Raw genomic sequence first — 20,825 nt, 5'->3', positions numbered from 1 at the left:
GCGTTTTAGTGCTTGGCAGCCTCTTTTTTCTCGCCGTGCGGAGCTTCCTTCGCATGCGCGTCACCGTGGCCTTCGCCGTGCGCTTTGTGCATGCCTTCATGCAGCACCTGAGTCTCTTTCCACGAGTGCTGGTCGCAGGACGTGGAGACACAGAGGATGGCGGCGGCGCAAAGGAGGATCGAGGCGGTTTTCATGGGGAATTAGGTCCGCCATCCTATCGCCCGAAGCCCCTCGCGCAAATGGCAATTCAATGCCTCAACACGGAGCACGAGTATGGCGAAGCCTACTCGCCACTTGCAGCACCCAGTGCCTTCAATTAGCCACGTCGTTCCCTTTTTCGCCCCTCTGGTGGCCTTCCACGCATCAGGAAAGTCAGGCGAGTAGAATACTCGCGCTCCTCAGGCCCGCACCACGATCCGTGCATCCAGCGCCACGATGCCCTCCGGCGACGCCAGCAGCGGATTGATGTCCAGCTCCACAATGCGCCGCTCGTGCTGCACCAGCCGCGCAAATTTCACCAGCACCTCGTCCAGCGCGGCCAGATCGACCGCAGGCTGGCCGCGCACGCCGCGCAGCACCTTCGCGATCTTCGTCTGCTCGATCCAGCGCCGTGCCAGCGCATGATTCAGCGGCGGCAGGACCAGCGCACGATCTTGAAACACCTCCACCAACGTACCACCGGCTCCAAACAGCAGCACGGGCCCGAACTGCGCATCCGTGCTCGCGCCGAGGATCAATTCGGTGCCTTTGCGTGTGATCATGCGCTGCACGGTCACGCCTTCAAAAGCCGCCGCGCCATGCAGATTCGTCACGTTGTCACGAATCAAGCGCCACGCGCGTCTCATGGCCATGGCATCAAGGAGATTAAGCTGCACGCCGCCGCAGTCGCTTTTATGCGTGATCGTGGGAGAGAGCAGCTTCGCCACCACGGGAAATCCCAGCGCCTCCGCCGCAGCGACAGCGGCGTCTTCGTCGTAAGCCCCATGCGTCTCCACAATCGGAATCCCGGCGGCAAAGAGCACCTGCTTGGCCTCCAGCTCAGTCAGCAACGTGCGCCCGCTCTTCAGCACAGCGTCGATCATGTCGCCGATCACCGAAGGCAGTTCTTCCACATCCGCCGCATGCGCGGCGAGCGATTCATTGAGCCAGAACAACCGCAGCCGCCGCTCCCGCATGCGCACAAAGGCCAGCGCCGCCTCATCGGGATAATCATACGTCGGAATGCCCGCCGCGTTCAGGAGTGCGCGTCCTTCATTCACGCTCTGCGCTCCCATCCAGCTCGCCAGCAGCGGCTTGCCGTTCTCTTGCGCGATCTTCACCACCTCGCGCGCAATCGCCGTCGGATTCGTCATCGCCTGCGGCGTCAGCACCGCCAGCACACCGTCCACATTGGCGTCATTTTTCACGACCCGCAGCGCGGTGGCAAAACGATCGGCATCCGCATCGCCCAGCACATCCACCGGATTGTGATGGCTCCAATGCGCGGGCAGCACCTCATTCAACGCCTCCAGCGTGTCGTCTGAAAGCTCCGCCACCTCGCCACCGCCGAGCACCAGCGCATCCGTCGCCAACGCACCGGGGCCGCCCGCGTTCGTCACGATGGCCAGACGTGGCCCCGCCGGCAGTGGCTGTTTGGAAAGCACCTCCGCCATGTCGAACAACGCCTCCACCGTGTCCACGCGCAGCACGCCGCTTTGCCGCAACGCTGCATCCAGCACCGCGTCGCTGCCTGTCATCGCACCGGTGTGCGAGGCCGCTGCTTTCGATGCCTCCGCAGTACGACCGACCTTGATCACCACGATCGGCTTGTGCGCCGCCACCTCACGCGCCGCCTCCAGGAACGAAGTCGCATCGCCACCCACGGACTCTATGTAGATCACGATGCTTTCCGTGTGCGGATCATTGCCAAAATGCCGGATCAAATCGCCCCAGCCGACATCCGTCATCGCTCCGGTCGAGACAAACGCGCTGAAGCCCACATGCTGGTCATGACTCCAGTCCAGGATCGCCGTGCACAGTGCCCCGCTCTGGCTCAAGAAGGCCACACGGCCCGGTCGCGCCATGCTGCTGGCAAAGGTGGCGTTCAATCCCGCATGCGGATTCATCAGCCCGAGGCAGTTCGGCCCGATCAAACGCACACCATGCCTCTTCGCGGCTTCGAGCACCTGCGCTTCGAGCTTGGCACCTTCCGCACCGGTTTCCTTGAATCCCGCCGAAATCACCACCACTGCCTTCACACCCGCCACACCGGCTTCTTCGACGATCTGTGGCACCGAGATCGCTGGTGTGACGATGATCACCAATTCCGGCACCTCCGTCAATGCTGCGATATTCGGAAACGCTTTCACCCCAAGAATTTCCGCACGCTTCGCATTCACCGGAAACACCGCGCCACCAAACCCACGCAAATTCTCCCAGATCGCCCGCCCCACACTGCCCACACGCTCCGTGGCTCCGATCAAGGCGATGCTGCGCGGTTGAAAAAACGCTTCAAGTGACATGAGGCAACCTACGCAGCAAGCACATGGCGTCTCATCGAGAGTTGCGCATCTCACGACTCAATCTGCCAATCAATCATTGCTCTTCTAGCGAGCGGCGGGCGGGGATTTCACCTGCCAGTGTTCGTCAAAGAAGTCCGCCGCCACGACTTTCCCGGCGCTTTCAGCGCTCGGAGGCTGGGTGATGTCGAGGATGGCCCAGTCGGGCAGTTTGGGGTTTTGCAGGGAGTTGGTGCGGTCGTGCGCCTCGCGGAAGGTGAGGCCGGAATTGATGACGACCTCAAAGCCGGGGGACCGGAGGCAGGGATAGGTGAGCAGCGGCACATGCGTCTTCGCATCAAAGGTCTGCCCGCCCATACCAACCTTTTCCGCGTTCCATTGGACCGGCAGCGCGGCGGCGAGTTGTTTGAGGCATGAGTTGGACTCCGGCGTGCCCCAAAGGATGAGACTTTGTGTTTTGCCGGCCTCAATCACGTCTTTGATCTCCGAAGCTTTGATCACGCGCGCATCACCGCGCATCAAACCACGCCAACGTGTGAGGAAATGCGCCGACTCGGCCGCCACCCAGGCATCCACCGCAGGCGATGATGATTTGCCATCTGGCAGCACCACGAGGAAACGCTTCAGGAAGGCCATGTCCATGAGACCTGGATGCGAGGAGGGCTTGCCACCGGCTGGCCCCTCGTGTTGAAACGGCTGGTCATTGCCAAAATCACGCCACACGCCGTTCTCTTTGATGAGCCGACACATGGAGCCGGCCACCTTCGGGCCGGGACTCATGAAGGTCTCGAACTTCGGCAATTCCGGCCCCACGGTGAGTTTCAACTCCGTGCCGTCCACGATCACCTTCAGCGCTCCCCTGCCCTTCCGCGCCTGCGGCGGCGGGTAGAAGACGATGCGCGTCACATTCTGCGTTTTGAACTCCACCGTCTGCCCGTCGAGCACTTTGGCGTCCAGCCGCGCTTCCTTCCAACTTTCCTCCAGTCCATGCAGATTCAGCCATTTCACGCGGCCATAGAACGGTGTCTTCGTCTGGATGTGAATCTCGTCGGGAAACAGATCGCGGCCCTTCGCAACGGCTTTCTCGATCCATGCCTGCACTTCCTTGATCACCTCGGGATGATACTTGTGCCCCATGCCGGGGCCGATGAGGTGCGGCGGCTTCAATCCCTCTTTGCCGAGCACCTCCATCATGTACTCGGCTGAATCACGCTGCGCATCCAACTCCCCGCTGTAGCTGATGAGCGGCACGTTGAAAAAATTCCGCGCGTAGTCCGGCACGTCATACACGCCCCAGAGCTTTTGCTCATACCATGAAGGATACTTGTCCGGCGTGAGCTTCTGGTAGCGCTTCACATCCGCAAATCCGGCCCCGGTGTGGACACAGGCCCACTGATCGGGGTAATGCGCGCCGAGATGCCAGGCCCCTGCCCCGCCCATGCTGAAACCAGCCAGTGCGACGCGGTTGGTGTCGATGTTGAAACGCTTCATCGCATCATCGCGGCATTCAAAGACATCCGCCTCCCCCGCGCTCTTCCAGCCGTTGCAGTAGCGACCGAAGGGATGAATCACAATCGTCCCCGTCGGCTGAAACTGCCCCGGTTTCTTCGCCATCAGGCGTGAATAGACGAAGGGCAAGTCGGTCGCCGTGTCTCCCCGGCCATGCAGCCAGATCCACATCGGGGTCTTCTTCGCCTTGTAGTCGAGTCCTTCAGGAATCTCGACGCCGTAGGGCTGCGGTGAGTCGTCGATCTTCGAGTAAAAGCCCAGCACCTTCATCCCGCCGCCGTTCATCCACGGCGTCTCATTTTTCGACAGCGACGCGATGCGATTCTTCGCCTCATCGAGCAGCGCCGTCGCCTTCTTCACGCCGTCCTCGGGCTTCTTGTCATACCACTCGTCAAACTCCAGCGCATAGCGCACCGCTTTGATAAAAATCTCCGCGTCCGCCGCCCGTGCGTGCTTCTTCACTTCGGCAAAGGATTGCGTCACCGCTTTCAAATCATCTTCGATCACCGCTTCCTGCTCTGTAGAAAGCGCCGCAGTTGGTTTCGGCGGCAGACTGCCTTTGAAAGAGGCCGTGGCACCAGTGGGGCTGAGCTGCGCATGAGCCGGCAGCATCGCCGCGGCAAACAGGATGGAGTGGAAAAAGAGTGGTTTCATCAAAGATGAGCTTAAACGCAGCCTCAGACTGTTTTTAACCACTCACTTGAGCGATCACTTCTCACCAGCCAACCGGTTCAGCTCGGCGGAGAGAGCCGTGTAATCACGCATTTTCCATTTCCCGACCTTGAACGAGTAATAATTGTTCAACACCCAGTAAACCAGGGACATCCACAAGATGTGCATCATTCCCAGACCAGTCTTCCAGTCCTTCTCCGGCTCAAAGACCTCCGTGGTTTGCTTGGAAGAGGTGCCGACCACGGCCTTCTCACCAAACAGAGTCGGACCAAGCACCACCGGCTCGAATTCGACACCCAGAAAATCGCACAAGTGCTGCATCAAGTCCTGCTTATCTGGTGAGGTGAGTTTTTCATACACGACCGGAAACGCCCATGGCTCACTGGCACGGCTGGCACAGTCCCAGGTGACACGCAGCGTGTCATTCAACGCCCTGTAAGTGCGATGCAGGCTCATGCTCTTCCCCGTTCTCAGACGCAGCAGCACAATGCTGCGCACCACATGCAAGGGGTGCCGCAGAATAAACACGACTTTGCCATCATAAAACAAATGCCTCCAGGCGTTGAGCACCGGCCCGGTTCTGCCTCCCACCTCCTTGGCCAGCCACATCTGAGGTTGTCGTGGTGCGACAGCCGCGCATTGCCAGGAGACCCAGGCCATTCCCTGAATGTAGCCGCCCAGCCCTATGCAAGTTTCATACAGGTCCTTTTGCAGGTTCATGAATTTCTCACCGTCCCATTTCTCATGGGCAAAACCTTGAAGCTGGCAAAATTTTTGGTTCGCCACCGCCGCATCAAGACGCGAAGCAGGCGGGGCCAGCGTCATGAATTTGAGTTTTAACTCCATCGGGTAGCACCAAATGGAGGAATGGCCGTCCAGCAGCCGCTGCAACAGTGTGCTGCCAGACTTGTGCGGTCCATAAATCAAAACCGGACGAGCGGTCCAAAATGGCAACGAATTTTCGTGTGTGCTCAACATTTGTCTCCCGTTATTCAAAAAACCAAACTACGCCCCCCTTAAAGCATTCATCAAACCATGTAAAAAGCGATTTTCGAGGCGGTGCCTCATGCAGCTTGAGAGGTTGACGGTCCGGCATGTTGATGCAACCTGCGCAGCTTATTTTAGCAACGCATGAAACACAGCTCCCCGATCGCCTACTCTCTGAGACACCCAGGAAAAGCCGCCTGGAAGCTCCTGCGCATCCTGCGCGGTCAGGTGGCCCCTGCTCACACCGTGGCCCAGTCGAAGCTGCCCGAGGGTTTGGAACCGCTTTTCCTCCTGAATCAACAACGCCAGTTCAACCAAAACTGCGAAAACATGTACCTCTTCGGCGGCAGCCTCCAGCGTGAGCGCCTGGACAACTTCGCTCGCTGGTCCGCCGCCCACTATCCAGGCGATTTTGTCGAGATCGGTGCCTTCCGTGGGGAAACCAGCAAACTGCTGGCCAAAGCAGCGGCGGAGACCGGACGCAGGCTCATCGTCATCGACCCGTGGATGACGGGCTCCCAGGACTGTGACGGCACGGAGCATGAGCAGTTCCTCGCCAACATCGCTCCCTGGCGCGATAGTGTGGATGTCTGGCGTGAATCATCTTTGAACGCGGACATCATCGCCAAACTCAAGCCCCGCCCCCTTTGCTTTGCCTTTGTGGACGGGCTCCACACGCTCAGCGCCTGTTTTTCCGATCTCATGGCCGTGGGACACGCCAAAGGCATCATCGCCACCGATGACGTGCGGTACAATCAAGACCTGGCATTCGCCCACCAGCATGCCGCCCGCCTCCTCGGGCGCGAACCCATCATCGACCCGGACATGCGCGAGGCCTACATCCTGCCTGCCAAAGCCTGATTTCAGTCCGCCGCAGCCACCACGACATGCCCTTATCCAACCAGTCCGTGCCGCCATGTGCCGTGGTCATCTCGTCCTGTGACGCCTACAGCGATTTGTGGCCGTATTTCTTCCACTTCTTCTTCAAACACTGGCCCACGGCTCCCACGCCCGTGTATCTCATCGCCAATGAGCGCACCTATGGCGATCCACGCGTGAAGACGATCAATGTGGGCCCAGATCAGCAGTGGGGCAGCAACACCCGACTGGCCATCTCACAGATTGACGAGGAACTCGTCGTCCTGCTGCTAGATGACTTCTTCTTCGATGCTCCATTCCCCACTGAAACCTTCCGGCAAACACTGGAGCAATTTACTACCGCCAAAGGACGCCTGCTGGAATTGCGCCTGCATGGTGAGGCTGGCGAGGCCGTGCACGGAACCGGCTTCCGACGTGCGGATCCACAAAATCTCTGTGCTGGCATCAATTCCAACCTGTGGCGGCGAGATCTGCTGCTGGAGATCGCCGAGCCGGGACTGAACATCTGGCAGTGCGAGAGCCTCGTGCGCAAAAAGCTGCGGGAGGGGGAAAAGAACTTCTTTTTCATGGACCAGCAGGCACCGAAGCAGATTTCATTCGTCGAAGGGGTTCGCGGTCGCTTCTGGAAGCCCGAAGGCCTTGCCTACATGCGCAAAAACGGCATCGAGCCTGACCTCGGCTGGCGTCCCTGCCCTCCTCAAGGGAACAGCTTTTTCGCCAAACTCATCCGAAGCTGGCAAAAACGCGGCATGGACCGCCGCCGGGCTGCCATGGTGACACCTTCCTCTTTGGAAATTCTTCCACTCGCGAGCTTGGAGTCATGAAACGCCGCAGTTTGGCCCATCGCACCGAACGTGCCCTGCACGACGCTAACACAAGCATCCGCAAGCCGCCGCCTATGCTGGGCGACCCAGCGCAGGTTGGAGTTGAGCAAATCCCCCTCATCAAGGCAGGTTCCACAACGGTCATGCTCGACGATGAGAGCGAATTTCATCAGATGGAGCTGCCCCCTTCAGTGACGAGCTGGGGTGATGCCAGCTGCCATGTCATCAATAACGCCTTTGTGGTGGGTGATCAGGGCCATGTCTTCACGAGTGACGGCCACTTTGTGAATCTCTGCCCAAGCCACAACCGGCTGGATCCGGCCAAAATAAGGCACCCCATCCCACTGCTGGCAAAACACCTCTCTGGGCCGGTGTTTCACCTCACCGGACGCGATCACGAAAATCACGGCCACTTCCTGATGCAGCATCTGCCTCGGCTGATGGCGGCGCGTGCTTTTCTTGAAAGCCGAGGAGTGAAGCCTGCCATCCTCGTGCCCCCCGGTCATGAAAAATGGCAGGGACGCTATCTGCGCACGCTTGGCAGCCTTGGCGAAAGTGTCATACCCTGCCGCAAAGGCACAGTGAGTGTCGAACAGCTTCATTATGTGCCGATGCTTTGGAAGGAAGGCTTTCTGGGACCTCCACTGTACTACCAGCAGATGCAGGCCAGCTTCCGCTCTTTCGCAGGCGTAGATGACGCAGCTCCGCCATCAGGCAGACCTATTTTTGTGACCCGTCAGGACGCCCCGACACGACGCCTGATCAATGAGGCTGAGATTATTGAGATCTGCCGCCGTCAGTTTGGCGACATCGACGTGATGAGCCTTCCCAAGGTGCCGTTTGCAGAGCAGATCCGCCGCTTTGCGGATGCGCCGCTTGTCATCGGCCCTCAAGGCCAAGGAATGACTAACATCATCTTTTCCCGGCAGACACGGATGCTCATCCTTGAGGCTGGCGAGTCCCCCATCACATATGGCTGGGTAAACTCCTACCGTGATTTTGCGCTCATGACCGGCAACTCGGCCCTGCGCCTCTTCTCAGGCCTTCCCTGGCCCAACGATGGCGACTGGGCTTTCCCGTCCGAGTTATTTGCCAAACAACTCCAGCGCATCGTGTCGCTGGGTTTTCATCTGCACCGTCCTGCGGTTGTTAGATGAACAATTTGCGTATTCTCAAGCCCTGAGGTCGGGCCTGAAATAAAAGGCGTTCGCGTAAATCATGACGCCTTCCTCGTTACGACGGACCTCTTGCATGAAGCCAAGCTTGAAGCCCGCTTGCTCCAGAAAAGTGTGTGTGTCGCAAAATACCGCACCGTCCTTGTAGAGAGAACAGAAATTCACTTCGATGTAAATGGACTGGATGCGCTGCAACAGATCGCCGCAGCCACGCAGGACTTTGAGTTCGGCACCCTGCACGTCAATTTTGGCGATGTCGAATCGCTCAATCTCCGACATGCCTGGCACCTCGTCGAGCCTTCGCACCTCAATCTGAGTCTGCTGCACGGCATGGAAGGGCTTGTGAAGCAGATCGCCGGCCTCGCTATCGGGATCAAGCAGAGAGCTGGAATCGGCGTTGTTGAGCACGCGGAGCGTGGAAGAGCCGGACTGATCCGAAAGGGCGAAGGGGAAAACTTTGCAGCGAGGCTCGGCACGATAGCGCTGTTCCAGAAACGCGATGGAGTCGACGAAAGGCTCGAAGAGAAAGACTTTCTCCACCGGATGATGACGCAACACACGGTCCGCGAACTCTCCGTGGTAGGCGCCGATGTCGAGAATGGTGCGTAAGGGGACGCGAGGGAACTGGCGGAAGAAGCGGAAGTCTCGGCGGCTGTTTTTTTGAAGACAGAGTAGGGCCTTGCGGAGCGGAGACGCGTCGATTTGAGGTTTCATGACCTTGAAGAGGCGGTTTGCTGAAAAATCACCGCCAGCCGCCGCGCTGCGGCCTCGGCAGTAAAATGGGATTCAAATCGCACACGACCTGCCCCGCCCATTTTTTCTCTCAAACCGGCATCGCCAGCCAAGGTTAGCAGATGTTGCGTCCATGCGGAAGTATCACTAGCAAACAAGGCACTGCCATGCTCGCCAAGCATTTCGACAGTGCCGGAAAGAGCGGCAGCCACACAAGGGATACCAGCCGCCATGTACTGCAGGGCCTTGATGGGTGATTTACCATGATTGAAGGCCGTATCAGGCAGCGGAAGCAGTCCGATAGAGAAGGAATTGAGCACCTCGACCTGCTTTTCGGCTTGGAATGGCACAAAATCGATCTCCGCTTTCATATCAGGCCGCTTTCCACTGAAGATGCGGATTACGACCTCCGGCATTGCATGCTTCACCTCGCATAATGCCTCATCGATGGTGCGAAGCTGGAAGTGGTTACCTGGAGCACCAGCCCATCCAATCACCACAGGTCCTCGTGAGGGCGGAGCGGAACGCCATTCCGAGAGGGGAAGAGTCATCGGCATCACTTCAACATTGCCAACGTGCTTTCGCAAATGCCGACCAAGATATTCATTGGCAGGCAACGCCAGCGTTGAAAGCCGCAAACTAGCGACGAGGCGGCGGTTCGTGCGCCAGCTGGTAATGAAACTGTGCCTTTTCTCCAGTGGATGCCAAGTGGCATCGTCGATGTCGAAGATAACTGGCAATCCAGAGCGGGCAATACGGCGGCGGCGAGACCAGGAGAGGAGCTTTTTCTGAAGTAGAATGCCGTCGTAGCCTTCAAAAGTCGTCATGGCATCTAATAGCGACGCAGGCTGGCATTCCAGTTCAATGCCAACCACGCGCAACATCGGCATATACTGCATCACACGAAAATGTGTGCTCGCACAAGAGTCGTCCCCAAAAGTGAGCGCAAGCCATTTCATGCGGAGCAAGCGAGCATACGCCGACAAGCGGATATCACCTCCTCAGTTTGAATGTCCAGCATGGAGCGCTTTTCAGCGTCATATAGAAATGCAGGATAATTACGGTGCAATAAACCTCCAGAGCTTACTATTTCATAAGGCGATTTCCATGGATGCCAATGATGCTCGATGGAAGGGCCGAACAAAGCCACCACCGGACACTGACAAGCAGCCGCTAGGTGCATTGCAGCCGTGTCTAATCCGACAAAAAGTGACGAATGTTTAATCAACCTTGCTAATTCGCTCCAAGATCTAGACCCTTGTATTGAAATGGACGATGGCCCAAGCTCATCAGTGATGCGTTTTACTATCTCTATCTCGCCTGGGTCCGGACCTGCGGATACGATTAAAAACAAACCGCAAGAAATCAATGCCCTGCCTGTTTCGATCCAACGCTCTACCGGCCACCCTTTGCGTTTCCAACGTGAAACCGGATGAATAATTGCATATGCCCTGCCATCACCAACGAGAGGATCCAACCCTGCAGGAACATGAAAGGTGAGAGGGGGGATCTCAGTTTCGAGATCAATGAATTCGGCAACTAAACGATAATCTTTCTCCACTCTGTGCATGAGGTGCCAGTTTTGCGCACTGTAAGCGGTGAAGCATTTGCGAAAGTACCATGGAATAGGCCTCCCATGGGAGGTGGTGATTCTTTTTTGCGCGCCACTTAACCATGCCAGCCATCTACCATGGTTGCTGTCAGTCAATTCAAATACCCAGTCATACTGTTTAGCGCGAATTTTACAAATACTCGTCAATTCAGACAGTACCCCCTGACTCCTAGCTTCCTCTAATGCTGAGACAATATGAACTTCATCAAGCTCTGAGCACCCAGCAAGCATCGCCTCAGTTCCTGAGCGCACAACCACCGAAACATGGGATTGCGGATAACGCTTTTTGATACCACAGATAACAGGAGTAAGGAGCAGGGTGTCTCCAAAATTTTTAAGTTTGATTAAAAGTACCCTCATTAATCTTTAATAAGAACGCGTATCAACAAAAATGCGCATCAAGCAATTTCTGGAATTTTCTCATCCGCGCTGAACTGTAGATGATATAATTTCTGGTACATTGGGTTTCTAACCAAGAGTTCGGAGTGTGAGCCACAGTCAAGAATATATCCATGATCCATGACCACAATTTGATCGGCCTCAAGGATCGTGGAGAGGCGATGGGCAATTGCCACCACCGTTTTACCTTCAGAAAGAACCTGAATAGCATCCTGAATGATTTTCTCACTTTCAGTGTCTAGCGCAGACGTAGCTTCATCAAGCAGGAGAATTGGCGCATTGCGCAATATAGCACGCGCTATCGACAGTCGCTGTTTCTGCCCCCCTGAGAGCTTGCAGCCCCCCTCCCCCACAACCGCATCATATCCACCGCCAATTTGCTCAATAAATTCATGTGCATGCGCTTTTTTTGCAGCCTCAATAATTTCCTCCCTCGAAGCATCCAAACGACCGTACCGAATATTCTCCAAAATCGTTGTGTGAAACAGAAACGTATCTTGGTTAACCACCCCAATATTTCCGCGCAAAGAAGTTTGGGTCAATTTGCGAATGTCACAACCATCAAGGAGAATGGAGCCTTTATCGGGATCATAAAAACGTAAGATTAGGGAATAAAGGGTGCTTTTGCCAGCACCGCTCGGACCAACAAATGCATAGAACTTGCCGGGATCTAGTTTTAGGTTAATCGAATTCACAGCTGGCACTTCCTTTTTGATGCCATCGCTTTCAAGATAGGAAAATGTGACATCTCGAAACTCGACAGCACCTCGGGCTCGCCCACTGTCAACTGCATCAGGTGCGTCCAAGATGTCTGGGACCTTTTCCAAAAGTTGAAATACCAACTCCGCCGCCAATCCCGCCCGCTGCATGAGCATTTGTACGCGGCTGAGCTCTTTTACTGGTGGATAAATCTGCGTCAGAGCCATCACAAGAAGAAAGAAGTTCTCGGCCTCAAGTCCACGATACCATGCATACACCAAACCAGCACCAATCCCTATGGAAGCAACTGATTCAACAATAGGTCCAACAAGCTCTAAGAGCCTAGTCCAACCAAGGGTATTCCGAACAACATTTGCATTTGTCACCTCGAATAATTCACATTGATGCTCCTCACGTGCATAAGATTTAACCAAACGACTACCTGCAAAAGATTCCTGCAAAACGACCATCAAATCAGATGATCCACTGACTTCATTCTGACCAACAGCACGTGCTGATTTCCCAATGCGCATGATGGGCCACACACATGCAGGAAAGATAAGCAAAGCTACCGACGTGAAAACCCAGTCCTGAGCAAAGAGAACGGTAAGTATAGATATGATGGTTAGTGGCCGCTGAGCTAATGTCTGAATCAACAACATTGCGTTTTGATGCACGGCAGTTGTTTGCATGACAACTGTCTGCATTAACTCTCCAGTCCTTGCATTGCTAAAAAATGCAGGGGACTGGCGCATCACACTTCGAAATGTATCATTTCGAATCTTATATACCACCTTGCTAGCAATAACGGCCTGCATGTATATAGATAAATAACTCAGAAAGCCCCTTATAAAAATGAGGATGGGTATAAATGAGCACGCTATTATGACGCCAACAAGTCCAACCGGCGCATCCTGTTCGAATCCCAACATGTCAGCTAAATTTAACTTTCCAATAAGCGGCAAGCGCACAGGCTCCCCCATAGTTCGCGTCTGCCCCTTCAAAACCAAAGAGAAAATCAACTGAAAGCCAATTAACATCAATCCATTGAACGTGGCACTTGCCATACCCAATAGCACACTGAAAAGTAATCTCCATTTATAGGGAAAGACATACTTGCCTATAGATGCAACGGTACGCTGAAGCACTCGATGCAGCTCCGCACCCAGAAAGTAGTGGCGGCGATCCAGGAAACTTAGAACACTTGCAATCATTGTTTTTTTAAATCGCTATTGTGAAAAAATAATACAGCCATGGCTCGCCCAGCCTGTAGGGCGATGCAATTTGTTTTCTGACGCGATTACGACCTCTGGCATCACTGATGTTATAGAGATCTCTGACGAGAACCCCGCAAAGCTTTGGCGAGAGGAATCAAGGAAGAACATAATTATAGCGAACCGCTTTTGGAAGGCCATTCGTTATAAGCATGTTCCAGCTGCGTGCGGCCAGTTTCGTAGTCATCAGATTTGGGAGTCGCTGAGTAATGCTGCATGTTTTCGTAGAAAACACTGACTGACCTGCGCACTTGTGCCGTAACCATAGTGCCCAGGCTTGAAGAGAGAGCGGAACACCTCTTGTCTCCTCTCGTTCTCCGGGTCACGGAGGTAGGCGTTGGACGTACGATCAAGCATTTCTCGAACTAGATCGGTAATCTCGTCGGATGAATTATTAATGATGCCAAGACCTGAATCTTTATAGTCTGAGGAAAAGCGGAAATTTGCGGCAGGAGATTCCATAACCTCTCGGAATGAAAGCGCGCGCTGCTCGCGTTCAAGATATAGCAGTTTAGGGATCCCAACATCCTTTCCTGTATACGGCAGGGATGACATGGGGATACAGTTGACACTTGCAACGGGAACGCCAAATACTGTAGCAAGAATAAATAAGCCAGATGTGCTTCCAAGAAAAAATCTTGCAGAAGCGCATAACAGAACATCGAGCCTTGGGCTTTTGTGTGGCGAATTCGCATAATCAATGACCCTGTCCATTGGCGGCAGAGCTTTCATCTTGCTGTCCCCCATGCGGATCACCCAGCCTCCGTGCGCAACAATCTCTTGGATTGCTGGAACAAAGTCTCCAAGACTTGCATTGCGATATTCGTGGAGGTCGTCATCCCTTGGCGAGTAGCCGCGCTCCCTGTTGTGAAGACAAACATACCAGTCATTTTCACCAATCCCCCAATTTTCCCGCAAGAATCTAATTAAGAATTCCCTGTCATCATGGCTTAATTTGAATAATGGCTCACGGCTTTCCCAACGTCTATAGATATCGTAACACTCCGCAGTCCTGCCAAACGCGTGAAAATAGTCGTGCCGCAAATGGTGCAAGGACGCAACCTCTGGAATAGATCTCAGCAGCCACAACCATAGCTGCTTGCCAATAACGAAGCTGAAGATCTGTTTGCAGTAATAAAGAAAGTGAGGATTAGCCGCCTGCGCCTCGTCCATCACCAAGACGAGTGTCTTTTGGGGCTTGCCTTGTAGAATTCGTTCTTTTAACCACAGATCCACCTCCCCAACCTGATGACCGATACGCCCAGGAATAGTGATTTCAAAGAACTCAACATTTCTTTTTAGTAGATCGAACAGCTCCTGCTTCAGTTTTTTGACTGAGGTAATTTTATGTCTCCATGTCTTTTGTTCCCCTCGCGGAGCACCGGATTCCCCCAAAAGAAACTTCTTGGGATAGCGATATACAAAGCCCAAAACCTCTTTTGGATGCTGAAACAACAAAAGCACAAATGCTCGAATGTGACGTAACGCCCATTTCAACGTGAGTTGCTTCTCGTTATCTAGCAAGGCCAGAGCAGTTGCGATTTTAGAATGCGAAGGGAAACCACACCAATGCCTTCATGTTCACAGGAGGCTGGCACGACGCAGGCTTTCGGGTGTGCCAATGTCAATGACCGTGTCTGTATTTTCCCATGTATTGATTTTACCAAGCAGTTTCGGAATAAGCTCGGTGCTGATGTCTGTCATGGGCGGACTGGCTGACAACAGGATTTTCATGACTGGCGGTTCGATGAGATAGATGGCTGCGTTTGCAAGATTGCCTGGAGGGGTTGCTGATTTCTCATAAAAACGCTCAACCACGCCCTGTGAATCTAATTGCAGAATTCCGCAGGTCTGTGGTGTAGGTGTGCGGAAAGTCATCATCGTCATGATCGTGGCACTCGGCCTTTTGGCATGAGCTTCGAAGAACTGGCTCCATTCGCACAGACATAGATTATCGGCATGAGCGATGAGGGTCGTGTCCTGGGAGCAAAATTCCTTATTCGCAGTGAGCGTGCCGGCTGTGCCTAACAATTCAGGTTCGAAGACAGTCTTAACCACCTTTTGGAGAGGATGTGTCGCAATATAGTCTGTCACAATGCCTGCGAGGTGGTGTGTATTGATTAAAAAGCGGTCAATCCCCGCCTTCGACAAATTCGAGAGCCAAATATCAAGCAAGACCCTTGTGCCAATTCTAACGAGGCACTTAGGTGTATGCTCAGTCAAGGGGCGCAATCGCGTACCTTTGCCGGCGGCAAGAAGAAGAGCATTCATGAACGCAGTGCGTGTATAAGTTCATCAGTCGTCAACGGTGTGTTGCCGATACGCGAGATCTGGCAGGCTGCTGCAAGCGAGCCGAGGAACGCAGCCTGCCAGATCCCAGCTCCAAGGGCGATTGCCAACGCAGAAGCAGCCAATAGAGAATCACCTGCACCTGCTGTATCCATTGGCAGGTGATTGAAACTAGGTAATTGATCTGTGAGCCAGCCGTCTCTGCCTTTTTCGGCGTGGACGAGGACGCCTTCGGCTCCGAGCTTCAAAAGCACGCTCCTGGCACCTGCTTGTTGGCGAAGCTTTTCCGCCAATACCACGAGACCGTCTTCATGGTTCCGTGTACTGACACGGGCCTCCATTTCCGTGGGAGTCAGAATATCTGCGTTCTTAAACCGCGATACGTCGCCGATCTGAGAAGAGCATTGGCTGTCGGCCATGAGTATCACGCCGCGTCGGCGTGCCTCGGACGTGACCCTGTCCACCAAAGCCTGAGGCAGGCATCCGTAATTAAAATCTGAAAATAGCAGCACATCGACTTCATCAAGAATTGGCAGCAATTTTTTGAGCAATTGTTCCTGTAGTTCAGTGCGAATACCGTGTTGACGCAGATGGTTCACCCGCAGTAACGTTTTTCCGGAGGCACGAAATCGTTGTTTCAGCGTGGTTGGCCGTGTGTCGTCCATGATGAGATGGCTCGTGACCTTATACTCGCTCAATTTCTTCTCAACAAATTCAGCGAGCGCATCCTCTCCAGAAACGGAGAAGTATGTCACCTGTGCACCGAGCCCGGCGCAGTGCGCTCCCACGATTGCTGCACCGCCCAGGAACTTGTCGGAACCGACTGGTGTGACGACGATGGTTGGATCCTCCTGTGACATTCCGAGGGGGTCGCAGGTGATATATTCGTCGATGATAACATCGCCAATGACGCAAATGCGAACCTTCCCCGCGTCACGAAGAATGGCTTCCAGCGACGCATGAGTGAAGCCGTGCCGTTTAGAAAAATCATGAGGCAAGTCCAGTACGGACTTTTCCGCCTGCGCAAGTTCCTGCCGCAACAAAGTCGAAGCTGAGAACACGGTGTCGCCAGAGCCGAAGAGTAACTTCCCTCCATAGGATGCGAGAATCTCGGACTCGCTGTTCGCTCGGCTCTCATGCTCCTTGCCTTTGACGACAACGGCTGGCTTGAGTGTCGCGATGAATTCTTCCGGTGTTGAATCCAAAAGAAATGCGTAGCCAACGCCATTATTGGCTTTGACGGAGTCCAAGCGAAGGGCCTCATCGAGCAGGGCTGAGCCTGCGGCAATGCGGTTGCTTAAAACACCGACGACAAGAAAGTCGCCACATTCCTTCGCGAACTGTAAAAGCCGTAGATGGCCGGGATGTAAAATATTGAAGTTTCCGTAAACTAGGACGACGGCACCACCCGCAGGGGCCTTGCCGTTAATTTCTGAAGCAATTTCGATGGAGGTCATTATTAAATAAAGTCCGCAAACAAGGAGCAAAAACTTCCCCGGGCGCAGTGACACAGTTTTATGTCGGTTTCACAAAATCGACATCCCTCGATTTCCTGAGTATGACATTGATCGATACATCTGGCACCTCTAAGGCCGATAAGTCTGACTTCCCGTATTTCTTGATGTAGTCAGTTAGAATTGGGAAATAGGATGCATAAGATTTGGATGAATGCAATAGATCGTTCACCTGACCAGGGCCATCATACCAAATGTCAATGATCTCATATTGATTCAGCTTAGCCATATCAAGGAAGAACTTCGCCGTATAGGTGAAGTAGCAATGATCCACATAGCCGACCGAGGGTAGCTGGTGAAAGATGTTTCCTCCAGGCTTTGTTGCATCGTGAATAATCTCAAAACTGTTGCTCTGGTTGAGAATATGTTCCGTTGTCCCGAAATTCAGTGTCAGATCCCAAGCCCCAACATGTTGTTTTGGGAGCGTGCGGCTGTTGAAGTCCAAAATCTCTGTCTTATAGCCTTTGGCGATGTCGAATGACAAATACTCCATGCCAGATGCATCAACAACCTCGCCTAAAAATGCCTCGTTGGTGCCTCCCTTGCCGACGACGTAAGTCGAGCCCGCTGCTAATCTTTCGGCCGTCGGCCGGGTGTTCGAAGCGCCCGGATTGTACCGTTTAATAAACTCTTCAACGCTGTCCGCGTCAGCTCCATACAGGTTTGAGGAGCCGATATCCAGAAACCTTGAGCCGCTTTTTAGAAGCCCGTAGTGTTCTATTTTTTTCATGTATTGCCATGCAAAGCCCATAATAAATGATCTCGATTATTTACGGTTGATTCAGATCCCTGTCTGATTCAGAGCATAATTTCAGCTCTATTTTCGATTGGCGACCTTGTTAAGTATTCCACTCAGGATTGGCAAGGATCTGAGCTTGCGCAGCAGTTTTGGAATGGCCCCTTTCGAATATGCACGCCCGGTCCTCGCCATACCCTTCGGACCGTAGCTGGATGCAACCTCAGCTGGAATTTCACCTACTGATGTCTGTAGTTCCACGGCTCCTAGGAATGGTTCATTTTGAGTCTTGAGACAGGCAGCCAGCATTGAAATGCGAGGAATTCTCAGATTTTGAATGAGCAGATTGCTAGACACCTTGGCTGGGCCCGCCCCCTTTTTCTCGAAGACTGGATGATCAATGGCTTCAAGATCTTCTCCTCGCTCCATGCTGAATGCAATCAACTCATACTGATTGAAATACCCGATGTCGAACAAAAGGCGACCTGTGGATGAAAGCCAATAATGACGTCCTCCACTAATCGCCGGAAGCCAGTGAACAATGACGCCCCTCTTGCGGGCCGCTTGATGCATCAGTTGGGTGAAATGGAGTTGGTTCATCAGTCGCGAACTCGTCCCCAGATTCAATACGACATCCCATGCTCCGACCTCTGATGAAGGCAGTGAATCTCGTTCCAATGAAAATGTGGGCGAATTAGCCCCCCCAGCCTGCGCCAGGCTTCTGTAGGTCATCCCCGCAAGCTTCAGAAGTTCCCCGACAGAAGGAGACTGGTCGAAGTCAGAGCTTTCCGAACTTGCTATCAATTTTTTGAGCGCCTGCTGATCTACTTCCGACAGTGACTTCTTGCCTTGGAGGCGCAGCAGCCAAGGAGAAAGTTCCGAGGCAGGAATGGGCCCCAGTTTCGAATGTCCCATCTCCAAGACATTTCGACGCTTATCGAAGACTCCACTCTCTAACATCTGTAGCACAGCTTTCCAAGGCACCAGTTCCTCCATAACCTTTTCATCGAGGAGTTTAAGGCTATCGCCCTGCAATGAGGGCAAAGGCACAGGACTAGCAGGCGACAGAGATTGCTTTTTCATGTAGTTGAAATGAATATAATAGGCTATGAATATTTAGCCCGAGCCATGATTCAGGTAAACGAGAAAGAAGCGTAATTCAAACTGAGAGTGGCTCGGATTCCTGACTGCGCTTCCTGATTTTGAATGACAGGGCGATGGTCATCGCGTTCGTATGATTTTCATGGTCTCCACAGGCCACGCCTTTGGTGCGCCAAATGAGGTAGAGATTGAGGAGGGCAAAGGGGACTAATTTGAACAGATGCCGCACACGCCGGATCGAGAAAAGGGACCGGTTGCTCTTGAAGTATCGTGCGACCTTTCCAGCCAACTTACGACTAGTCCAGAACAGAGGGCCGCCGATTGATGATATCCGCAGAGAGAAATCACCAGAACCTTGGCAAGTGTCTATCTGCGCAATGATACAATCTCGGATATGCTCCGGAGATCCCCCCAGATGACTTTCGGGATGGAGGATGAGAAGGATTTCTGCGCCATCCGCTGCGTGCTCATGAGCCTTGGCAATCACTTGTGTGACATTGCAGGGATGCACATCGGTCAGAAACACAAGACATTTTGAGAACATCTGATTTGGGCCGGGGACTGTGTGAAAGGGGGCCTTGCCGTTCTTGTTTTCATTACCAGAAAGCGCCGCACGCTGATAATATCGTGACAAGACCAAACCTAAGAGGCAACTGAGTTCGCCGAGGAGCAGTATGTCCGTGTTGTCCGAGGCATGTTGGGAAACCAAGTTCTCAAGAAACTTGAAGTCTGCCCAACACCCTGACTGCCTGAGAAAGGTCACCGCTGTCTGGTTGAAATCCAACCAACGAAAGCGCAGGATCTTTGGCAATGGTTCCAATTCCGGTGGGGGGACAGGCAAGACTCGATGACTCAGCCAAGCCACGACACCTGGTGCCCAGTATCGGTGAAATGCGTGCGCATGTACTGGCCCGAGGTGTGCAGTTAATTCGTTGATGAACCGATCGGCCTCCACTTTGCATCCTTCGACAGGTGCTGGAAGATCTTCCGAATGGAAAACAATGTTATGTTGAGCGGCTCGGCGATGCTCATGGGTTGTCCACTCGGTCAAGCTACGCACGATTTGTTTTGTTGACTGCGATCCAAAACTGAGAAGATTTGATTCCTTGTCCCGTTCCTGTAGCTCGAGCATAAAGAAGTCGTCTGAATCACCCATGGCCATCTCGTCCCCAGAAGGGCACATTTCAGGGATGAAACCATAGTCACAGTACGAATTGATGGTCTTGATTACCCGCTCCGGCTTTAGGCAGAGCATGAAGATGAGAAAGTAACGGCCGAGCAATGTCTGCTTGTCCACCTGCCAAAAGAACTGATTTGGGTGGGAGCTATGTATATACTGCTGGTTACGGATTTTGGCCACAGTCGTCCTGTGAGGGTGAGGGAGGGCCATGCGGACCATTTCACGGCAGGGCAGGCTGAGGATCCCATGACCTGTATCCACCTTCTGCTGAAGCAAAGGCTCAACGTCCTCTGAAATCGCTCGGAAACTTGGGCCCAGAACAATGGAACGTCCTTCGGTGATCGGTTTGATAAGGCTTCTGAGCGAGCCATCCCCCAGAACAAAGTCGGCATTCATGAAGACAAAGTGGATATTCACCATGTCTGCTCCACACGCGATGATCGGACGGGCATACGCGAGTGTAAGAGTGACGCCGTAGACCACTGTATTGAAAACGAGGTCGTCGATCTCAACAAATCGCACTGGGCAAGTTTCACGCAAACGGTGGAAGGCGGGATAGTCCTCAAAACAGGTGAAATCAGCCCTGCAAGTCATGATGAGGACCTCGAGGTCGGTGGCTGCGGCGAGGGCGGGGAGGTTGCCCTGGGCCATAAACGAGGGCAGCGACAGATTGCAGAAGCGACGGATATAATCGCGACCCCAAACCACGGTGAGAAATTTAGTTTTCTTCTTCATTCGAAGCGCC

Annotated in this window: 18 protein-coding genes; 3 read left to right on the top strand and 15 right to left on the bottom strand. The window is 53.7% G+C overall.

Annotated features, from left to right (window positions below; genetic code table 11):
* Nucleotides 1–5: 5 nt before the first annotated feature.
* The 4 genes from ACILSI_RS05730 to ACILSI_RS05715 all read right to left on the bottom strand — a co-directional run bounded on the left by ACILSI_RS05730 (nt 6) and on the right by ACILSI_RS05715 (nt 5,657).
* Complete coding sequence (locus ACILSI_RS05730; RefSeq protein WP_395720893.1) at nt 6–194, bottom strand: hypothetical protein; 189 nt, start codon at nt 192–194, stop codon at nt 6–8.
* A 204-nt stretch (nt 195–398) separates the two neighbouring features.
* The gene (locus ACILSI_RS05725; protein ID WP_395720892.1) at nt 399–2,501 is read right to left on the bottom strand and encodes an acetate--CoA ligase family protein; all 2,103 of its coding nucleotides are present in this window, start codon (nt 2,499–2,501) and stop codon (nt 399–401) included.
* Nucleotides 2,502–2,585: 84 nt separating this feature from the next.
* Entirely contained in the window at nt 2,586–4,661 is a 2,076-nt protein-coding gene (locus ACILSI_RS05720; protein ID WP_395720891.1) for a prolyl oligopeptidase family serine peptidase, read from the bottom strand.
* A 54-nt stretch (nt 4,662–4,715) separates the two neighbouring features.
* A complete protein-coding gene (locus ACILSI_RS05715; RefSeq protein WP_395720890.1) occupies nt 4,716–5,657 on the bottom strand; it encodes a sulfotransferase in 942 nt (313 codons plus the stop codon).
* A gap of 153 nt (nt 5,658–5,810) precedes the next feature.
* On the opposite strand from ACILSI_RS05715, the gene ACILSI_RS05710 reads away from it, so the two are divergent.
* A complete protein-coding gene (locus ACILSI_RS05710; protein WP_395720889.1) occupies nt 5,811–6,527 on the top strand; it encodes a class I SAM-dependent methyltransferase in 717 nt (238 codons plus the stop codon).
* Between the two features lie 26 nt (nt 6,528–6,553).
* Nucleotides 6,554–7,369 carry a hypothetical protein gene (locus ACILSI_RS05705; protein WP_395720888.1) on the top strand — a complete coding sequence of 272 codons (816 nt, stop codon included), beginning with the start codon at nt 6,554–6,556 and terminating at the stop codon, nt 7,367–7,369.
* A gap of 188 nt (nt 7,370–7,557) precedes the next feature.
* Here ACILSI_RS05705 and ACILSI_RS05700 read toward each other — a convergent pair whose 3' ends face one another.
* Nucleotides 7,558–7,797, bottom strand: coding sequence for a hypothetical protein (locus ACILSI_RS05700; RefSeq protein WP_395720906.1), 240 nt, complete (start codon nt 7,795–7,797; stop codon nt 7,558–7,560).
* Between ACILSI_RS05700 and ACILSI_RS05695 the strand changes: the two genes are divergently transcribed.
* Nucleotides 7,789–8,526, top strand: a complete 738-nt coding sequence (locus tag ACILSI_RS05695; RefSeq protein WP_395720905.1) for a glycosyltransferase family 61 protein — start codon at nt 7,789–7,791, stop codon at nt 8,524–8,526. The two genes, ACILSI_RS05700 and ACILSI_RS05695, sit on opposite strands and share 9 nt — an antisense overlap.
* Nucleotides 8,527–8,541: 15 nt before the next feature.
* Here ACILSI_RS05695 and ACILSI_RS05690 read toward each other — a convergent pair whose 3' ends face one another.
* From ACILSI_RS05690 to ACILSI_RS05645, 10 genes are all read right to left on the bottom strand, one after another.
* The gene (locus tag ACILSI_RS05690) at nt 8,542–9,258 is read right to left on the bottom strand and encodes an FkbM family methyltransferase (RefSeq protein WP_395720887.1); all 717 of its coding nucleotides are present in this window, start codon (nt 9,256–9,258) and stop codon (nt 8,542–8,544) included.
* A complete protein-coding gene (locus ACILSI_RS05685; protein WP_395720886.1) occupies nt 9,255–10,235 on the bottom strand; it encodes a glycosyltransferase in 981 nt (326 codons plus the stop codon). The genes ACILSI_RS05690 and ACILSI_RS05685 overlap by 4 nt, the downstream gene beginning before the upstream one ends.
* Nucleotides 10,232–11,248, bottom strand: a complete 1,017-nt coding sequence (gene rfaQ, locus ACILSI_RS05680) for a putative lipopolysaccharide heptosyltransferase III (RefSeq protein ID WP_395720885.1) — start codon at nt 11,246–11,248, stop codon at nt 10,232–10,234. The genes ACILSI_RS05685 and rfaQ overlap by 4 nt, the downstream gene beginning before the upstream one ends.
* A gap of 38 nt (nt 11,249–11,286) precedes the next feature.
* Nucleotides 11,287–13,200, bottom strand: a complete 1,914-nt coding sequence (locus tag ACILSI_RS05675) for an ABC transporter ATP-binding protein (RefSeq protein WP_395720884.1) — start codon at nt 13,198–13,200, stop codon at nt 11,287–11,289.
* Nucleotides 13,201–13,446: 246 nt separating this feature from the next.
* Nucleotides 13,447–14,784 carry a TIGR04372 family glycosyltransferase gene (locus ACILSI_RS05670; RefSeq protein ID WP_395720883.1) on the bottom strand — a complete coding sequence of 446 codons (1,338 nt, stop codon included), beginning with the start codon at nt 14,782–14,784 and terminating at the stop codon, nt 13,447–13,449.
* A gap of 57 nt (nt 14,785–14,841) precedes the next feature.
* Nucleotides 14,842–15,531, bottom strand: a complete 690-nt coding sequence (locus ACILSI_RS05665; RefSeq protein WP_395720882.1) for a nucleotidyltransferase family protein — start codon at nt 15,529–15,531, stop codon at nt 14,842–14,844.
* Nucleotides 15,528–17,006, bottom strand: a complete 1,479-nt coding sequence (locus tag ACILSI_RS05660; protein ID WP_395720881.1) for a PfkB family carbohydrate kinase — start codon at nt 17,004–17,006, stop codon at nt 15,528–15,530. The genes ACILSI_RS05665 and ACILSI_RS05660 overlap by 4 nt, the downstream gene beginning before the upstream one ends.
* Before the next feature lie 58 nt (nt 17,007–17,064).
* Nucleotides 17,065–17,793, bottom strand: coding sequence for a hypothetical protein (locus ACILSI_RS05655; RefSeq protein WP_395720880.1), 729 nt, complete (start codon nt 17,791–17,793; stop codon nt 17,065–17,067).
* Nucleotides 17,794–17,880: 87 nt separating this feature from the next.
* Nucleotides 17,881–18,882 carry a hypothetical protein gene (locus ACILSI_RS05650; protein WP_395720879.1) on the bottom strand — a complete coding sequence of 334 codons (1,002 nt, stop codon included), beginning with the start codon at nt 18,880–18,882 and terminating at the stop codon, nt 17,881–17,883.
* A 76-nt stretch (nt 18,883–18,958) separates the two neighbouring features.
* Nucleotides 18,959–20,815: a hypothetical protein gene (locus ACILSI_RS05645; protein WP_395720878.1), complete on the bottom strand. Its 1,857-nt coding sequence runs from the start codon at nt 20,813–20,815 to the stop codon at nt 18,959–18,961.
* Nucleotides 20,816–20,825 lie beyond the last annotated feature (10 nt).

It is taken from the genome of Prosthecobacter sp., from assembly GCF_044232965.1.
Lineage (GTDB): Bacteria > Verrucomicrobiota > Verrucomicrobiia > Verrucomicrobiales > Verrucomicrobiaceae > Prosthecobacter.
The sequence above is the reverse complement of the archived record's forward strand: the minus strand, read 5'-3'. Positions and strand labels throughout refer to the sequence as shown.